The sequence below is a fragment of the Bacteroidota bacterium genome, from assembly GCA_019637975.1.
Classification (GTDB): domain Bacteria; phylum Bacteroidota; class Ignavibacteria; order UBA10030; family UBA6906; genus CAADGV01.
The window spans coordinates 63,310-81,354 of record JAHBUR010000021.1 but is presented as its reverse complement, the minus strand read 5'-3'; the positions used below and the strand labels follow the sequence as shown (position 1 = coordinate 81,354).

14 protein-coding genes are annotated in these 18,045 nt (G+C 51.7%); 12 read left to right on the top strand and 2 right to left on the bottom strand.

From position 1 onward, the window contains the following. Window positions 1-68: 68 nt before the first annotated feature. Genes KF749_12490 through KF749_12480 form a run of 3 tightly spaced genes read left to right on the top strand, consistent with a single transcriptional unit; the run spans window position 69 to window position 2,841 of the window. Window positions 69-1,166, top strand: coding sequence for an ATP-grasp domain-containing protein (locus KF749_12490; protein ID MBX2991967.1), 1,098 nt, complete (start codon window positions 69-71; stop codon window positions 1,164-1,166). Beyond that, window positions 1,150-1,677 (top strand): GNAT family N-acetyltransferase, encoded by a 528-nt coding sequence (locus KF749_12485; protein ID MBX2991966.1) that lies wholly within the window; start codon window positions 1,150-1,152, stop codon window positions 1,675-1,677. The genes KF749_12490 and KF749_12485 overlap by 17 nt, the downstream gene beginning before the upstream one ends. Window positions 1,678-1,701: 24 nt before the next feature. Beyond that, window positions 1,702-2,841 carry a KamA family radical SAM protein gene (locus tag KF749_12480; protein ID MBX2991965.1) on the top strand — a complete coding sequence of 380 codons (1,140 nt, stop codon included), beginning with the start codon at window positions 1,702-1,704 and terminating at the stop codon, window positions 2,839-2,841. A gap of 74 nt (window positions 2,842-2,915) precedes the next feature. Here KF749_12480 and KF749_12475 read toward each other — a convergent pair whose 3' ends face one another. Both KF749_12475 and KF749_12470 read right to left on the bottom strand, forming a co-directional pair. Further along, window positions 2,916-3,107, bottom strand: a complete 192-nt coding sequence (locus KF749_12475; GenBank protein MBX2991964.1) for a hypothetical protein — start codon at window positions 3,105-3,107, stop codon at window positions 2,916-2,918. Then, the gene (locus KF749_12470; GenBank protein MBX2991963.1) at window positions 3,104-3,463 is read right to left on the bottom strand and encodes a response regulator; all 360 of its coding nucleotides are present in this window, start codon (window positions 3,461-3,463) and stop codon (window positions 3,104-3,106) included. The genes KF749_12475 and KF749_12470 overlap by 4 nt, the downstream gene beginning before the upstream one ends. 119 nt (window positions 3,464-3,582) lie before the next feature. Between KF749_12470 and dnaG the strand changes: the two genes are divergently transcribed. The 9 genes from dnaG to KF749_12425 all read left to right on the top strand — a co-directional run bounded on the left by dnaG (window position 3,583) and on the right by KF749_12425 (window position 17,926). Then, window positions 3,583-5,481 (top strand): DNA primase, encoded by a 1,899-nt coding sequence (dnaG, locus tag KF749_12465; protein ID MBX2991962.1) that lies wholly within the window; start codon window positions 3,583-3,585, stop codon window positions 5,479-5,481. Window positions 5,482-5,672: 191 nt separating this feature from the next. Beyond that, entirely contained in the window at window positions 5,673-6,704 is a 1,032-nt protein-coding gene (locus tag KF749_12460) for a glycosyltransferase family 9 protein (GenBank protein MBX2991961.1), read from the top strand. Continuing rightward, the gene (locus tag KF749_12455) at window positions 6,694-7,662 is read left to right on the top strand and encodes a DUF3108 domain-containing protein (GenBank protein MBX2991960.1); all 969 of its coding nucleotides are present in this window, start codon (window positions 6,694-6,696) and stop codon (window positions 7,660-7,662) included. The genes KF749_12460 and KF749_12455 overlap by 11 nt, the downstream gene beginning before the upstream one ends. Window positions 7,663-7,703: 41 nt before the next feature. Next, window positions 7,704-8,657 carry a hypothetical protein gene (locus tag KF749_12450; GenBank protein MBX2991959.1) on the top strand — a complete coding sequence of 318 codons (954 nt, stop codon included), beginning with the start codon at window positions 7,704-7,706 and terminating at the stop codon, window positions 8,655-8,657. 34 nt (window positions 8,658-8,691) lie between these two features. Continuing rightward, on the top strand, window positions 8,692-9,660 hold the full coding sequence (locus tag KF749_12445; GenBank protein MBX2991958.1) for a CPBP family intramembrane metalloprotease: 969 nt from the start codon (window positions 8,692-8,694) through the stop codon (window positions 9,658-9,660). A gap of 57 nt (window positions 9,661-9,717) precedes the next feature. Further along, the gene (locus KF749_12440; GenBank protein MBX2991957.1) at window positions 9,718-10,662 is read left to right on the top strand and encodes a phosphatidate cytidylyltransferase; all 945 of its coding nucleotides are present in this window, start codon (window positions 9,718-9,720) and stop codon (window positions 10,660-10,662) included. 80 nt (window positions 10,663-10,742) lie between these two features. Beyond that, window positions 10,743-13,487: a patatin-like phospholipase family protein gene (locus KF749_12435; protein ID MBX2991956.1), complete on the top strand. Its 2,745-nt coding sequence runs from the start codon at window positions 10,743-10,745 to the stop codon at window positions 13,485-13,487. 137 nt (window positions 13,488-13,624) lie between these two features. After that, entirely contained in the window at window positions 13,625-15,370 is a 1,746-nt protein-coding gene (locus KF749_12430; GenBank protein MBX2991955.1) for a DUF4832 domain-containing protein, read from the top strand. 222 nt (window positions 15,371-15,592) lie between these two features. Then, window positions 15,593-17,926: a polysaccharide biosynthesis tyrosine autokinase gene (locus tag KF749_12425; GenBank protein MBX2991954.1), complete on the top strand. Its 2,334-nt coding sequence runs from the start codon at window positions 15,593-15,595 to the stop codon at window positions 17,924-17,926. The last annotated feature ends 119 nt before the right edge of the window (window positions 17,927-18,045 follow it).

Genomic DNA, 18,045 nt, shown 5'->3' with positions numbered 1-18,045 from the left:
CCCGATAACCAAGGCAAACGAAGTCGCAATTCCCACTCAATAACATCAACACCAATAGTGGAGACAGTATGAGGAAGAAGACCCGCATAGCGATATTGTACAACGAGCCGGTTGTCGGAACAGAGGAGGGCCGCAAGTACATTTCGGAGAACGGGCAGTTGAAAGAAGGGCTCGCCATCTCCGGCATCGGCGGCAAGGTCTCCAGTATTCCGGCGGGCGTCGATCTTTCAGAGATCGGTGTTGTTGAGGAGATGGATGATATCAAGGATGCACTGACGACGCTCGGATACAAATGCAGCGTTTTCAATGTTGACAGCAAAGTCGAGCGCCTCATTGATTTTCTTCGGGAAGAAAAGCCCGACCTCATTTTCAACCTTGTCGAATGCATCGAGAACGAGGCCATCCTTGAAATGAACGTTGCAGGGATGTATGAGTTGTTCAAGATTCCGTACACGGGGGCTGGCCCGCTTGCGTTGGGAACGGCCCTCAACAAACCCCGCGTGAAGGAGATTCTCTCCGCAAATGGTATCAGAACCCCGGGTCATCAGGTGTTTAAAGTAGCTGAAAAGATCGTGCTGAAAGATGGCATGGACTTCCCGCTGATTGTAAAACCCTCGCGTGAAGATGCCAGCGTCGGCATTTCCGACAAGTCGGTTGTGTATTCGTTGCCTGAACTCCGCAAACTCGTACGGTACATCTGGGCCGAGTTTGACCAGCCGGCACTCGTCGAGCAGTACATTGAGGGGCGGGAGTTTAACGTTGCTATTCTCGGGAACAAGCGACCGATTATTTTCCCCATCTCAGAGATAGACTTCTCGGGCCTCAATCCGGGCATGCACAAGATCGTGAGCTACGCGGCGAAGTGGATGAACGGAACAGTGGAGTACGAAGGAACAAAAGGTGTTTGTCCTGCACAGTTGCCTCCGGCAATCGAAACGGAGTTGCGCGAGACGGCGCTGAAATGTTACCAACTTATCGGCTGCCGCGACTATGCCCGTGTGGACTTCCGTCTTTCAAATGACGGCGTGCCCTATGTTTTGGAAGTGAACCCGAACCCCGACATTTCAGACGACGCAGGCTTTGCCCGTTCTGCAAGAGTGTACGGCCTCTCCTTCCACCAGATTATCGGCAAGATTGTCGAGATTGCACTTGAACGCGTCCAATAACAATCCGACAGCCACGGTCAAGTCTGTGCCTCGACTCGCCGAAACGGCAATCCGCCCGTTGCAGCCGACCGACATCCAGCCTCTTCGCCAACTGCTGATGGAAACAGAGGTGTTCAATGGGGATGAGATTGACATAGCCCTCGAGCTTATGCACACCGTATTGAACAATCCCAATCAAAAAGACTACATCATTCGCGTATATGACGACGGCGACATACTCGGCTACTACTGCGTCGGGCCGACGCCGGCGACAGGTTCGACGTTTGATTTATACTGGATTGCAACGAAACCTTCGGTACATGGAAAAGGAATCGGCAGAACGTTGATCGCACATGCCGAGGAACTGATACGCTCGAAAGGCGGCACGTTGGTGATCGCGGAGACATCATCAACTCCGCGCTATGACAAGACACGGATGTTCTACATCAAAGCCGGCTACCAGGAACTGGCCCGAATCCGCGACTATTACCGGGCGGGCGACAGTTTAGTCGTGTTCGGCAAATATCTATAACAACACGGAGGAAAACAGGTACGCATGGAACTCTGGCAGGAGATGTTGAGACAGAGTGTTGATAGCGGGAAGGATTTGGTTGAGCGGTTTGGTTTTGACGGCGATTTGGCGGAGAGGCTGAACAAACTCTTCCACATTCGCATCAATCCTTACTACTTGAGTTTGATTCGCTATCCGGGAGATCCGATCTGGCTCCAGTGTATTCCGGATGCCGTTGAGTTGGAAGATGACGGCATGCCTGAAGATCCGCTCGGCGAAGATGCCCACAGCCCCGTTCCAAGCATCGTGCACCGGTATCCTGATCGTGTTTTGTTTCTGACGACAAGCCAATGCTCGATGTATTGCCGGTTCTGTACACGCAAGCGGAAGGTTGGCGATTCCACCAAAATCAACATGAAGTATATTCAGGATGGAATCGACTACATCGCCTCCCGCCCGGAGGTTCGGGATGTCATTCTCTCAGGCGGCGACCCGCTGATGCTGACTGATCAGAATTTGGAGCGGGTGATTTCTGGCCTGAGAGCAATTCCGCATATCGAGATTATTCGTCTCGGCACGAAAATGCCGTGTGTGTTGCCGCAGCGTGTCACGCCGAAGCTCGTCAATATGCTCAAGAAGTATCATCCCATCTACGTCAACACACACTTCAACCATCCGTGGGAGTGTACGCCCGAAGCAAAGAAGGCGTGTGAAATGCTCGCCGATGCCGGTATTCCCGTTGGCAACCAGGCCGTGTTGATGAAAGGGGTGAATGACAATCCCGACGTGATGCTTGAACTGATGCGCAAGCTTCTCTTCATGCGGGTCCGTCCGTACTACTTGTACCAGGCGGACATTACGAAAGGTGCCAACCATTTCCGTACGCCGGTGAGTGTCGGGCTGGAGATTATGGACAAACTGCGCGGCCATACATCGGGGTTGGCGATTCCGTACTACGTTATTGATGCTCCGGGTGGAGGAGGGAAGATCCCGTTGCTGCCGCAGTATGTTCTCGGCCGCAACGGCAATCAGATTATTCTCCGCAACTACAAGTACGACATTTACACGTATCCCGATGTTGAAGACCCTGCCGATTCTTCACAGTCGGTAGAGAAGCGACATATGCGTAAGAAACGTCAGGCCAAAAAGCAAACAGTATACGAGCCAGACAAAATGCAGGTTTGAAAGGGAGGCTTTGAGAATGCAAAAGCCCGTCGAGTTCTTCGGCGGGCTTTTTTTTTGCGGGAGAGAAAGATGCCTTACGTTGGTTCCGTCTTCAGGATTTCCTCTATGAGTTTCATTGTTTCCGAGGCAAGAATCGTATCGCCGCACAAGAGGCAGACTTTTGCCGGGACGTTGTCGATGTAGGCAACTCCATCCGGTTGCTCGACTTTGTGTGTGATGAACTTGTCCTCGTATTCACCGGGGCAACCCGGGAAGGCGCATTTCATTTCATCTGACCTGAGAACATCTCTAACAATTTATCCACCGGAAACGGCTTCTGAAGCAGCAAGTCACAGTCGGCCTTGCACGCTTCCTTGACGGAGTCCAGTTCCTTCACGCCCGTCAGGAAAATGAAAGGCGTGTTTGCGTACTCTTTCATGGCCCGCACGCGCTTGTGAAATTCAACGCCGTCCATGTTCGGCATTTTCACGTCTGAAACGATCACATCGATCTTTTCCTGCTGCAGCCTTTCGAGTGCTTCAAATCCGTCGGTGGCAATGGTAATTGTGTGCCCGACGGCATTCATGACTTCTTCCAACATTTCCAGATATTCAGGTTGATCTTCGACAGCGAGAATTCGCATCCTGTTCACCAAATGTATTGTGGTTTCTCGATTTACCCCTGCAAAAGATACGGCAATAGGCGGGGGTTGTCAAGAGCAAGAGAATTGCTTCAAACAGTCCCGTTCAGTAGATTGACACCATGCGAATTCCCGAATCGAAAATCGAAGAAGTACGGCGCGCTTCCGATATTGTCGATGTCATTTCCGGCTACGTCAGGCTTAAGAAGCGCGGAAAGAACTTCCTCGGTCTCTGCCCTTTTCACACGGAGAAAACTCCGTCGTTCAACGTAAGTCCTGAGCGGCAAATGTACCATTGCTTCGGTTGCGGAGTTGGAGGGAATGTTTTTACGTTCGTCATGGAGCATGAGAAGGTGTCATTCGTCGAAGCTGTCAGAACGCTGGCCGAACGCGCGGGAATTTTGCTTCCCGAAGAGGGAGTTGACAACAAGGAGAAAACCACCGAAAGCGAGGCGCTTTACAATGCATGCCGCTCCGCCGCACGCTTCTTCCATGAGAACATGATGAATACTGTTGAGGGGCAGCTTGCGCTGGAGTATTTCCGGCACCGCGGCTTCAAAGAAGAGACGATTCGTTCATTCGGGCTGGGCTATGCATTGAACGGTTGGGATTCACTGCTGAAGTTTGCCCAACATGAGAATATCCCGGTTGATGTGATGGAAAAGGCTGGGCTTCTCATCAAACGGGAAGACGGGTCGGGTTACTACGACAGGTTTCGCGGGAGGGCGATGTTTCCGATTTTCTCCGTGACGGGCAGGGTAATCGGATTCGGCGCCCGGAAGTTACGTGAGGATGATCCGCTTCCTGGAAAGTACATCAATTCTCCCGAAACACCGATCTACTCGAAGAGCCGGAGCCTTTACGGAATTTTTCAGGCAAAGGAAGCAATCCGCGAGCACGAGTACGCGATTCTCGTCGAAGGCTACGCGGATTTGATTTCTGTGTATCAGGAAGGGATGAAGAACATTGTCGCCTCAAGCGGCACGGCTCTGACAGAAGAACAGATCGACCTTATAGGACGTTATGCGAGGAAGATCACTCTCGTCTATGACGCCGATTCCGCAGGCTCAAAGGCAACAATGCGTGGCGTTGACGTTATTCTCGAGCAGGGGCTTGATGTTCGTGTTGCAGCGCTTCCCGAAGGTGACGATCCGGATTCGTTTGTCAAGAAGAATGGAGGAAAGGCATTCGGCACATTGCTCGAAAACGCCGCATCGTTTCTCGACTTCAAAGCAACTTCGCTGAAGTCCCAGGGATTGTTTGACACTCCTGAAGGGCAAGCCGAGGCGGTTCGCTCAATAGTTGAAACAATTGCGAAGATGAAGGATGAACTGAAGCGGAGTTTCTACATCAAGAGCCTTTCGGAGCGGTACGGCATTTACGAATCAGCGTTGTACCGTGAGTTGGAAAAGATTATCGGCAAGGAACGAACCCGGGAGAAATTCGAGCGGCAACGCGAGACACAACTCCAGAACTCAGACTCTGAGCCTCAAGCCGGGCCCCGACCTGTTCAGACACAGCAATCTGTTCCGCCGGCTGAGCGTGATCTTCTTCGACTCATGCTTGAACACGGCGACGAGATGGTCGAGTTTATTTTCACGCACGTTACTCCACACCATTTTTTGCATCCCCGGGTTCATCACGTTCTGGATATGATTTTCTCACATCGTGAGAAGAAGGAAACCTGGAATGCCAATGTGCTTGTTGACGAGACTGACGATGCCGAGTTGCGACGGTTTCTTGCAGATATCACGTTCAGCAAGTATGAATTGAGCAAGGGATGGCAGGAGTTGGATGGTGTGCCGGAGGAAGCCGATCCCGCGAAGGTTGCCGAACGCTGCATGATCATTCTCAGACGTCACGAACTCGAACACCTTCTTGTCGAGAACCAACGTCTGATGAAAGATGCCGCTGCTCGACAGGAAGATGTACGCCCGTTCATTGAACATCATCAACTGCTGATGCGTGAGAAGAAGGATTTGGAGGTGTTCGGGCTGACCGGCGAGCGGACGGTCTCGTAATAAAGCGGTCAACGCAGAGATCGTTGTATTTGAGACAAGCCGGGCGTTGGTTGCAATTCACCCCTGCAAGGCCTATCTTTTCATTCAGATTTCTGACAACTCGGAGTCCAGTTCTGCTTTTTACAACCACACAAGGGGCGTCGAACACGATACGACGCATACTTCTGGTCCGTACCGACCGCCTCGGCGATGTGATTCTCACGCTACCGATGTTGCCCGCCCTCCGTTCGTGTTTCCCCGATGCATATATTGCCATGTTGCTGCGACGCTATACAGGCGAAGTACTCGAAGGAAACCCGTACGTCGATGAATTGATCTGGTATGATCGCAACAGCAATCCTGTACAACCTTCGCATGGGCTGATACCGTTCAATGAAATGTGTACGGTGCTTCGGGAACGCAAGTTCGATGCAGCGGTTGTTGTGTATCCGCGGTTCCGGCTTGCATGGTTGATGTTTCGGGCAGGCATTCCGCTGCGAATCGGAACAGGGTATCGTCTGTATTCCTTTCTTTTCAACAGAAAAGTATACGAACATCGCAAAGATGCAAAGCGTCATGAGGTTGAGTACAATCTTAATTTGCTGAAGGAACTCGACTGTACGCTCCCGAACGATTTCCGGCCCGAGTTTGTTGTTGATGTTCCTGTACAAGCGGAAGAAAAAGCCCGGCAGGTACTTCAGGCCGCCGGAGTTGCGGATGCTCCATTTGCCGTTATCCATCCGGGCAGCGGCGGTTCTGCGAGGGAATGGCCGCCTGGCAGCTTTGGCGTTCTTGCCGCGAAACTCGGTTCGGAACTGGGCTTGCGTGTGGTTGTGACGGGAACCAAAGGAGAAACCGGGAAAATTGCAGAGGTTGTTCAGGCGTCTGAAGGCAAAGCGGTTGCTTTGAACGAGGCTCTTTCAATCAAGGAGTTTGCAGCGCTGATACGTTCTGCAAAGATATTCATGTCGAATTCCACCGGCCCGCTGCATCTTGCTGTGGCAATGGGAACTCCGGTAATCGGATTGTTTCCGCAGCACACTGCCATGAGCGCAAAGCGGTGGGGGCCGTACACAGATAAGAAAATTGTCTTTGTACCCGAGAGGCCTGTTGACTGCAATGTCTGCATCGAGAACAAGACAACGTGTGCATGTATGGCAACCATTACGGTCGACCAGGTTTTTGCTTCCGCCAAGTCGTTGTTGAACCGGACGAAGCAGGGAGGAACCGTGCATGCAGGTTAAGTCCGGAGTTGTTGTTGTTCTTGTTTTGTTGATGGCAGCAGCCGTTGTTCATCCTCAAACAACGACGAAGAAGAAAGCGACAACCTCAAAAGCAGCGGCTGCCGCAAAAGTCCGCGCCGACAGTATTGCCGCCGCCGCAAAGGCCGATTCGTTGAGACGTATTGCTCGCCAGAAAGTGCTGGCCGATTCCCTCAGTCGGGCGGATTCCCTTGCGAAGGCGGTCGAGGACTCACTCAAGAGGTTCAAGTGGAGAACGGTTGAGAATACCGCATTTACCGTGGGCGAACGGCTTGTGTTCGATGTGAGCTACGGGCCGATTACCGCCGGTGAAGCAGTAATGGCAATTCCCAGATATGAGACGATTGACGGGCGAACATGCTATCGCGTTGAATTCACAGTGAGATCGCTCAAGAGTTTTGACTGGATTTATGAAGTACGCGACCAGTATCTGACGTTTGTTGATTCGCAGGCGATCGCTCCCTTGCGGTTTGAGCAGCATATCCGCGAAGGAACGTACCGCCGTGATTTCACAGCCGATTTCGATCAAGTAAGGAACATTGCACGGACTTCGGAAGGCGACCATCCTATTCCCGAATACGTTCACGATATCATGTCGGCCTTCTACTATGCGCGCACGTTGGAGTATTCCGGTATGAAGCCGGGTGACTACGTAACGCTGTACAACTTCTACAAGGATACAAGCCACGAACTTCGAGTGAAGTTCCTAGGCCGGCAGGAACTGGAAGTAGCGGCAGGAACATTCAAGACAATCGTTGTTGAGCCGCTCGTGAAAGAAGGAGGTCTCTTCAAATCCGAAGGCCGTATCGTTATCTGGTTGACGGATGATGAACGCAAGATCCCTATCCGCGTAAACACAAAAGTTGTCGTCGGCTCGATTGATGTTGAGTTGAGACAGTATTCGGGGTTGGCCGGACCTTTGAGATCACGAATCAAATAGTGTGGCGGTATCATTCCGCACCGTACCTTAAGAGCACGCAAATGGCAAAACACAAAAGAGCCGATTTATCCAAAATCAAAACGATCTCCATCAAAGACCGGTATAGCAAGGTTTCGCCAAACGACTTTGCCAAACCGTTCGACGGAGCCCGCGATTCATTTGCGGTGTTTGTTGACAGTCTGCCAAACATCCTGATGGCGGCTGAACTCAAGACCCTTGTTGACGACATCCTTACATCACGAAAGAATGGCAAGCCGGTCATTGTGATGATGGGCGCTCACGTGATTAAGGTGGGATTAGCCCCTGTTCTGATCGATCTGATCAAGAAGCATATCATCACATCAGTTGCCATGAACAGCGCCGCTGCAATTCACGACGTTGAAACCGCAATGTGGGGACAAACGAGTGAAGACGTTGCCGCAAACATGATGGACGGGCGCTTTGGTATGGCAAAGGAAACGGGCGAGTTGATGAACACAACACTGAGCGATGCCTACAAGAACTCCGACATGGGCTACGGCGAAGCGCTCGGCAAAAAGCTTCTCGACCTTGCGGCTCCGAACGCAGATGTAAGCCTTCTTGCGACATGCTACTCGCTCAATATTCCGATAACGGTACACGCTGCAATCGGGACGGACATCATTCACCAGCAGCCAACGATGGATGGTGCCGCGACGGGCGAACTCACGTTCAGGGATTTTACGACGCTTTGTGAGTTGTGTAAGGGGCTCACGGGCGGCGGCGTTGTGTTGAATATCGGCTCTGCTGTGATTATGCCGGAAGTGTTTCTGAAGGCACTCACCGTTGCGCGGAATCTCGGCACGCCGGCGCGCGGGTTTACCACCGCCGTCTTCGACATGAACACACATTACCGTCCGACAATGAATGTCAAACTCCGCCCGACGCAGGATGGTGGCAGGGGATTGTACTTCACGGGACATCACGAGATCATGGTTCCGCTGTTGGCAGCGATGATCAAAGCGAAGCAGGGTTAGATGTGTACTTCCAACCAGAACACACCGGCAGCCATTGAACGACATCGCTAATCCTCGCGGGAACAGCCCGTTCCAATCTCCCCCACCGTCAACGTTTGAATCCGTTTCATCACTGTTTCAACGGATGCCGGCATGGGCGTTCGCGTCAGTTTCACTGGTCGGGATCTTCTTCCTGTATCAGATTGTCGGCGGCGCCATTACGTTTCTGTTGTTCGGGATGGATATGGCCGAGTCCAACGTCACAGCAGTAAGATTGGCGACGATGCTCGGACAAGTTCTTTTCATTCTTATTCCAACAATACTCCTTGCAAGGCTTCGCTTCCCGGGCCGGACGAATGTGTTCCGGTTCGGCGTTATTCATCCGGGCCAGGTTCTTCTTGTTCTTGTTGCCGTGTTTGCGCTCCAGCAATTGCTGCAAGGATATCTTATGCTGCAGGAGGCGGTACCTCTTGAGCTTCCTCCGGTTGTTCAGCAATTTGTTGATCAAATCAAGAAGATGATGGAGCGGATGTATCGCATGTTAACATCTGCACACTCGTTTCCCGAGTTTTTGTTTGTGGTCCTTGTTATTGCAGTCACTCCCGCAATTTGCGAGGAGATACTGTTCCGGGGATTGATTCAGAGGACGTTGGAGGAATCCGGAACAAAGGATGGTGGCGGTTCCCGGCCGCAGCGGGGACTCACTGCCGCAGTTATCGCAGGTATCGTATTCGGAGTATACCACCTCAATCCGTTCACGCTCATCCCGCTGATCGTGCTTGGCGTGTACTTCGGATTTGTTGTGTATCGAACGCAGAATATTGTCACTTCCATTGCAGCGCATTTCTTTAACAACTTCATCGCCTGTGTTGTTGTCTATCTTCAATTGGACGAAAATTTCATTGCGATTTCACCGGACACATTCCCCGATTCCGAAACTCTTCTCTTGAACATCACTCTCAGCGCTGTGGTTTTTGTAGCTGCAACTTACTACCTTATACGCATCACGCGGCGCCCTGCCTGACAGGCTGCTGCAATATCCGGCATTCCACCGTCAAACAACATCGTATCGACTGTTCCATTGAAGAACCTCACGCAACGCATTCTCGTCGCCCTTGTCTCCATTCCGCTGATTGTTGTATTTTCGTGGTGGGGAGGATTGTGGTTCTTCGGCATGGTGCTGCTCATAGCGGTGCTCGGGCTTAACGAGTTCTATACTCTGGCTGCGCGAAAGGGAGCTGCTCCACAAGTTGTTACAGGACTGGTGTTCGGCGCGCTTGTGTTGTGCGTGTTCATATGGCAGAAACTGCAATTCGTCATCCTCACATTTGCCGGTCAGTTCGGTGTGGCTCTGCCCATGCCAACGATGGCCCAGTTATTCCTCATTCTTTTCCTCATCTTCGTTCCGTTGATCATGTTGTTGGAATTGTTCCGCAACAAAGGCTCGGCATTGCTGAATGTAGCAACAACGTTGTTCGGTGTTTGCTATGTCTCACTCTTTCTCGGCTCATTGATTGGCGTACGTGAGTTGTTTATTCCGGCCGACTTTCCGGTGTGGTTGCATTTCGAGGGTCACGGTATTGATTATCCCGCGGAAGTTGTGCGGCAGGTGTACGATTGGGGAGGGGCAACGGTGATTACGGTTTTTGTTTCCATCTGGGTATGTGACACTCTTGCCTATTTTGCAGGCAGGCTGTTGGGGAAACACAAGCTGTTTGAGCGTGTCAGCCCGAACAAAACATGGGAGGGGGCGGTTGCCGGATATGTGGGCGCCGTGGCAACGTTTCTTGTCGCGCAGAGTTTCTTTCTCCCGTATATGACGGTCGGGAGTGCGTTGGTGTGCGGCAGCATTGTCGGGATATTCGGGCAGGCGGGTGACCTTGCCGAGTCGTTACTGAAGCGCGATGCCGGTGTGAAGGATTCATCGGCTCTCATCCCCGGACATGGCGGTGTGTTGGACAGATTTGACAGCCTTCTGTTTGTCTCGCCTCTGATTTTCTTCTACCTGGATTTTGTTGTGTTCTGAGTCTCCACGTAAGCCGTTGATTTTCCTTCCCAAAACTTCTACTTTGATGGCACATTCAACCCTCTCATGGTGGCAGCACGTTGGCAATTCATATCAAACTTCTTCTTTGCTTCATCGGAATTCTATGGCTTGTACCCTCCGGTCTTTCTTCACAGACGAAGATAACGTACCGTCCCCAGTTTGATTCATCAGCGAACGCCCGAAATCATCTCTATCCATTCAAGACCCAGAAACGTCCGCGCATCGGCCTGGTGTTGAGCGGAGGAGGGGCACGCGGTGCTGCGCAGATCGGCGTGCTGAAAGCACTCGAACATTACAAGATTCCTGTTGATTTCATTTCCGCCACAAGCATGGGTGCAATTGTCGGCGGCCTGTACGCTTCGGGCTATACGAGCGCCGATATCGAAAGTCTCGCCCTCTCAACAAATTGGGACGAGGTTCTTTCTTTTTCTGATGAAACGAAGCGGACGGATCTCCCCATTGACAGAAAAATTGCAGGAGACTGGAGTTTCCTGACTGTCCGGTTTCAGGGATTGCGGCCTGTCATACCGCATGCCGTTTCATCGGGTCAACGGCTTACGAACTTTCTGAGCGAGCAGACACTGCAAGCATTGTATCATCCGAACCCGACGTTTGACAATTTGAAGATTCCCTTCCGCGCAGTGACAACGGATCTGATTTCCGGAAGCCGGATTATTCTCGATCGGGGCTCGCTTGCCGAAGCCTTGCGGGCGAGTTCCACTGTGCCGCTGCTCTTCAGTCCGGTGAATAAAGATTCCATGCAACTTGTCGACGGAGGATTGGTAACGAACATTCCTGTTGATGTCGCGAAAAAGGAGGGCTGTGATGTTGTCGTTGCCGTCAATTCAACGAGCGGCTTTCGAAATGCCGATGAGTTGAAAGCCCCGTGGCAGACTGCAGATCAGATCATGGGAATTATGATGCAGTTGGCAAACGAGGAGCAAATCAAACAGGCGGATGTCGCCATTACGCCTTCGGTCGGACGCCATTTGTCGTCAGACTTCACAGGACTTGAGGAGTTGATTGAGGAGGGGTACCGATCGGCAGGGGAGCAGATTGACTCAATCAAGGCGCTGTACGAGCGGGCTGTTGACAAAATGGATAGTGCAGAAACTGACAGTGAGAACAGGGTTTTTGAGGATGTGCAACTTGAGATTAGTGGAGAAGGTGCCCCCGATTCGCTTTCATTCAAACTGAAGCACGATGCGTTCAAAGGTACACTGTCGTCAATTGAAATCCGCAAACATATCAGAGCGTTGTTCGCCACCGGAAATTTCCGGGACATTGTTGTTGAAGTGTTCCCGGAATTGCGCCCGACACAGGTCGTTTTTACTCTCTACCCGAATTCTCTTCTGCGCGGTGTCCGGTTCACAGGGAACACACTTGTTCCATCGGACTCTCTTGAGGCTGAATTCCGTCCTTTGTTAGGTAAGATCTTGAACCAACGCCGGTGCGGTGAAGCGGCGGAGAATTTGCTGAAACTGTATCGCAATCGCGGGTACTCCCTGGCTCGGATTGTCCATTCGTCATTCGACGAAGCAACCGGCACGATGCATATTGAATTGAATGAGGGAATAATCGAATACCTTCACGTTCGGGGGGGAGATCGGACGGAAGAGTCGTTCGTGTTCCGCGAATTTCCTCTCGCACCGGGCGACGCGTTTGAAATCGAGAAGGCAAAACAAGGTCTGACCAATCTCAACGGCACACGCGTATTCGAGTACGTCTATCTTGAAGTTTCGTACGCGGACAAGACGCCGGGGCTGACTATCCGTCTTGCAGAATTGCCGTCACAACTGATCCGCTTCGGCATCCGGTCGGACGACGAACGAAAACTTCAGGGCACTATCGATATTCGTGACGAAAATTTTCGAGGAATCGGTACCGATCTCGGTTTCACTCTTTCAGGCGGCGGACGCAACGGGAAGGCGAATTTGGAGTTCAGGTCGAATAGCCTCCTGAGCCGCTCGTTCACGTTTAATCTCGGCTTGTTTGCCAGTGTCCACAACAGCTATGTGTATGTGGATGACCCGAAATTTTCAGGAACAAGCCGTTGGGAACGGGACCGGGCGGGGGAATATTCTGATATTCGCCTTGGCGGACGGCTTGTTGTTGGAGCCCCATTGCAGAGACTCGGAAGCGTGACTGCGGAATGGTCACTGCAACGGGCCCGAATCCGGAATCTGGACAATACTCCCGAGCTTGAATCGAGCTACATGCTCTCTCTGTTCAAAATCGGGACAATGGTTGACGGACGCGATGATTACCCGTTTCCGACATCAGGCCAGCAGTTGATGCTTTCGTATGAATTTGCCTCAACAAATTTGTTGAGTGATGTCGGCTATAACGCAATCAGGTTCATGTATGCGAGCTACCGGTCGTGGGGTGAGCGGAGCGTGTTCTGCCCTCGTCTCACGGTCGGGATTGCCGATCTTACGATGCCCCTCGGCCAGCAATTTTTCCTGGGAGGGCGTGAATCCATGTTCGGCACGCGGGAAGATGACAGACGCGGCCGCCAACTCGTTGCGCTCAACCTGGAGTACCGGTACAAACTGCCCATCGATTTTGTGTTTGATTCGTACCTCCGCGCGCGGTACGATCTTGCATCGATCTCTGCTACGCCCCAGCAAATCAAGCTGAGTTCATTCCGTCATGGTGTCGGTCTGGAGTTTGCTTTGGATACGCCGCTCGGACAAGCGGTGTTGGGTGTGGGGAAGAGCTTCTTCTTTGACAGCGATGTTCCCGCCCGTCCGTTCCGTCACGGTCCGTTGATCTTCTACTTTGTTCTCGGATATGAATTATAATTAAGTGAATTGTGGTTAATACGTCTTGCGAAGAGTTGTACCACGATGTATATTCTGCATGTAACCTGATATGGCCGTCACCACCGATGGCCGTAGCGAAGGGAAGTTCTTGGGTTTCATTATGTGCGGAGGATATCGTGGGACGAGCTACCTTTCTGTCTCTTTTGCTCATCTGTTTCTTTGTTCAATTCCATTCCACCACCAGCCAGACACGATCCGTGGTGTATACTGCCTCTTCGGAGATTTTCCAGAATCCCGAGCGAGGCATTTTCCAGCTTGAACAAACGGGCATGACGCCCGGTCAAATTACGCCGTATCGCAAGCTCGATCCAAACCGTCTTCGAACCATCAGGCAATCCCATTCATTGGTATTCCGCTATTTCGGATTGAAGCAGTGGCGTACTGTTGATTTGCCCGATAGCATTTTGCAGAACATCAGCGCCGACTTCACCGCCATCCGGAATGCAGGCTTGAAGATCATCCCCCGATTCTGTTATTCCGCGGCGATGAACGAGCCTGATGCCTCAATAGTAGTGATTCTTCGTCATCTCGATCAACTAAGGCCGATTCTGCAAGCGAACAAGGACGTAATCGCATTCCTGCAGGCCGGATTCATCGGAGCGTGGGGTGAGTGGCACTCATCTTCCAACGGGAATGAGAGTGTTCAGAATATGAGAACGATTCTGAACAAGATTATCTCTGTCATGCCTACCGAAAGAATGACTCAGCTTCGCTATCCGCGGCACAAACAGGCAATTTTCTCGCTTCCTTACGACTCGACCGCTGCAGTAACACCGGCTCAGGCATTTACGGATGCTTCCGTCGCGAGAGTCGGTCACCACAATGATTGCTTCCTTGCAAGCGCTGACGATTACGGCACTTATTGGCGCGACAACAGGCTCGATACGGCACTCGCAAAGCCATATCTCCGTCTCGACAACCGGTTTGTTCCGCTTGGGGGAGAAACATGCGCTCCGAGCGCATTCTCAAACTGTACAAATGCAGTTCGGGAAATGGCCCGACTGCGCTGGTCGTATCTCAACGGCGGCTACCATGCCACCGTGATCAACGGATTCATTTCGGGGGGATGTTATGAGGAAATACAGCGGCGTCTCGGATACAGGCTCTCGTTGTTGAATTCGACTTTTACGTCAGTGGGAAGGAGGATGGGGAAATTCATGTTTACTGCCCGACTGACTAACAGCGGATGGGCCTCGCTCTACAATCCTCGAACAGTCGAATTGTGTCTGAGGAATAGAAGCAATGGCACTGTGTATTCTGCGAGGCTCCCGGTTGATCCTCGATTCTGGGGGGCAGGCGATACGGTTCTTCTCAGCGCTACTGTCGGTATTCCCTCAAACATGCCGGCAGGATTGTATACAGTGCTTCTCAATCTTCCCGACCCAATGAACAGCCTTCGCAACCGACCCGACTATTCAGTCCGGCTTGCTAACCAAGGCACTTGGGAACCGGCGACGGGATACAACAATCTGCTTGATTCCATCTCGATTGACGCCACAACGAGCAGCGATCCGTACACAGGCACACTCTGGTTTCAAACCGGAGGAACGACACAAGTTGAGGATATGACGCCGTCACAATTTGCCTTGGAACAGAACTACCCCAACCCCTTTAATGCCTCAACAACATTCCGGTTCTCGCTGCCGTCAGCAAGTCTTGTTGATTTCTCTGTGTATGATCTCTTGGGAAGAAAAGTGGCGACGCTGGTTGATCAGGTGATGGAAGCATCATCGTACACAGTTCACTTCGATGCGAGCAATCTTGCAACTGGTGTGTATGTGGCGCGATTGATTGCAAACAGCGTGAATGGAGATTCTCCGGGCAGGTTGTATTCCTCGCGTAAGATGACGCTCTTGAAGTAACCACTCCGGTAAGAATGTCTGCGGCGCCGCGGGAAGTGGCGCCGTATCTCTGTTCATCATTTCTTATGCTGACTCACATTGTGCGTCAAGCCCCTCGCGTCACCCTTCACGTGACGTACAAGTGTGACACCTCTAACTTTTTGTCCCTCCTTTTTTTCGCATCTTGATGCTGCGCTAAGCGCAGAAGCATCTCAACACATCTTGACTGTATCTACCCATTCCATGAAAACCGAACACGAACAGAGAACTCGACTTGTTCCGTCGCCCCAGCCGGTGATTCGCGACTATCCTGCAGTCCTTCTCCGGGGAAAGTGGATTATTGTGTCCGCTGTTGTTGTGATGGCCGTTGCTGCGTTCCTGTTCACTAAACTCAAAAATCCTGTGTATCAGGCAAGCTCGGCGGTGCTGATTCAAACGCAAACACCGGAATCGGGCGGGTTGTTTATTCCCTCCATCGGCAGTGCTATTGTCACAAACATCCGCCAGAATGAGCTTGAGATTCTGCGCTCGCAAACACTGGCTGAATCCGTTGCCCGGCGGTTGATTTCTCAAATGTACATCGACCCGGGAGCCCGGGAGCCCATCAACATCATCCGGCCCGCAAAAGATGATGAAGGAAAACGTACTGTTGCGACGGTTGAGCAGGTGACGAAACGGCTTGGATTATCCGTCGATTTTGTGACTGTACGAGAGTCGGATGTTATCAAGATTATTGCAAAGAGCAAGAACCCGCGCGAGGCTGCGCTGCTCGCAAATGTGTTTACATCCGAGTATTACAACCGGAATGTTCATAAGAGCCGTCAGAAATCACGGGCATTGCGTGAGTTTCTGGAGACGCAGGTTGCCGACCAGCGTGCCCATCTGGAAATGCTGGAGGGCTCACTTCAATCGTACATGGAAAACAAAGGAATCGTTTCGCTGGATAACGAGTCGAGAAAGTTGATTGACCAGCTTTCCCAGCTTGAGGCAACCCGCGACGCGACGGATATTGCCCTTCAATCGCTGGAGCGGACAGTCACGTCATACCGGCAGGAGATTCCGCAACAAGAGCAGATACTTGCCCGTTCGATGGGCAGCTCGAGTGATCCGTACATAAAGAACCTGCAGGAACAAATTGCAGGCCTTGAAGTCCAGCGTGATCTTGCTGTGTCGAAAAATCCTGCTCTTGCCGGGAAGGAAGTGTTCGGGGATAAAGTCCGCGAGGTAAACGCGCAGATTAAGGAGTTGGAAGAGAAGCTGAAGACGCGAACGAAGGATTACATTCAAACCCTCGTTCCCGCCGGCAGCGGACCCGATTTTGCAAGTCTGACTCCTTCGGCATACGTTCGGCAAGTAAAACAAAAACTGCTTGAAGGGGAGATAGAAATACAGACGTTACGCGCCAAGAAGGATGCGCTTACTCGAGTAATTGCCGAATACGAGAAACAGTTCTCACGCATTCCCGGGAAAAGCATACAATATGCCCGCCTGGAACGAGGAAAGCTCAGTGCCGAGAAACTCTTTGTTGTGCTCAATGACAAGCTGAATGAGGCAACTATTTCGGAACAATCACAAATAGGCTACATCGATATTATCGACCAGGCAACCGTACCGATTGAGCCTTCGAGCCCGATTATGATGCTGAACCTTGTCATCGGAGTGCTTGCTGGACTGTTCTTGGGAGTCCTCATTGTCGTCGGGCGTGAGTTCAGGGACGTGCGCATTCACACGCCCGAGGACCTCCGGTTGAAAGGGTACACGCCCTCAGCAGTTGTCATGACGATGGACCACGAAATAAAACGACTTGCAGGCAGGCAAGTGCTGTCCCGATACGGCAGACCTATCGATCCTCACCTGTTGACACTGGCTGATGCATTCTCTCCCGTTGCCGAGGCGTACAAGAAACTCCGTACTGCCATTCAATATGTGCCGACCTTCGACCGTCGTCCTCAAAGCATCCTGGTGTCCGGTGCAAACCACAGCGAAGGGAAGTCAACAACAGCGGCGAATCTTGCGATTGCGTATGCGCAAAACGGCAAGATGGTGTTGTTGATAGACGCAAACATGCGTCGTCCGGTTCAACATGGGATGTTCGACCTCTTCGGGCAGCCAGGTCTTTCAGAATTGTTGCAGGACAAAGTCGGCTATGACGGTGTCGTGCAACTTTCCACGATCAGGAATCTGCACATACTCAGTGCCGGCACATTGCCGTCACAGCCGGCGGATCTGCTTGCGTCGGACAAAATGCGCGACCTTATACAGCAGGCTGAACTTGAATATGATGTCATCATTCTTGATTCTCCGCCGATCTTGACCGTTGCTGATGCAAGCATACTTTCCACACTTGTGGATATGGTTCTGATTGTTGTGGCAGCAGGCTCCACGCGCTTGGAAGAGTTGGAACGGTCAGTTGAGATTATCGAAACAGTTGGCGGAAAAACTCCGAAATACGTTCTGAACCGTTTTGATCATCGCAGGGCGTACGGCATTTCGTATCCGCGATCCGGATACGGTTTCTACACCGAGAATAACAAAAAACGTGGTGTAGTAGAAGCTGCGCGGGGACATCGTTCATGATTCAACAACACGAGAAAAGGTTTTTTACGATGATGAAAAGGTCATGCCTTGTACGTTTCATTGGGCTTGCTGCGTCCGTTATACTGGCTTCATCTCAACTACATGCACAAGCGATTAAT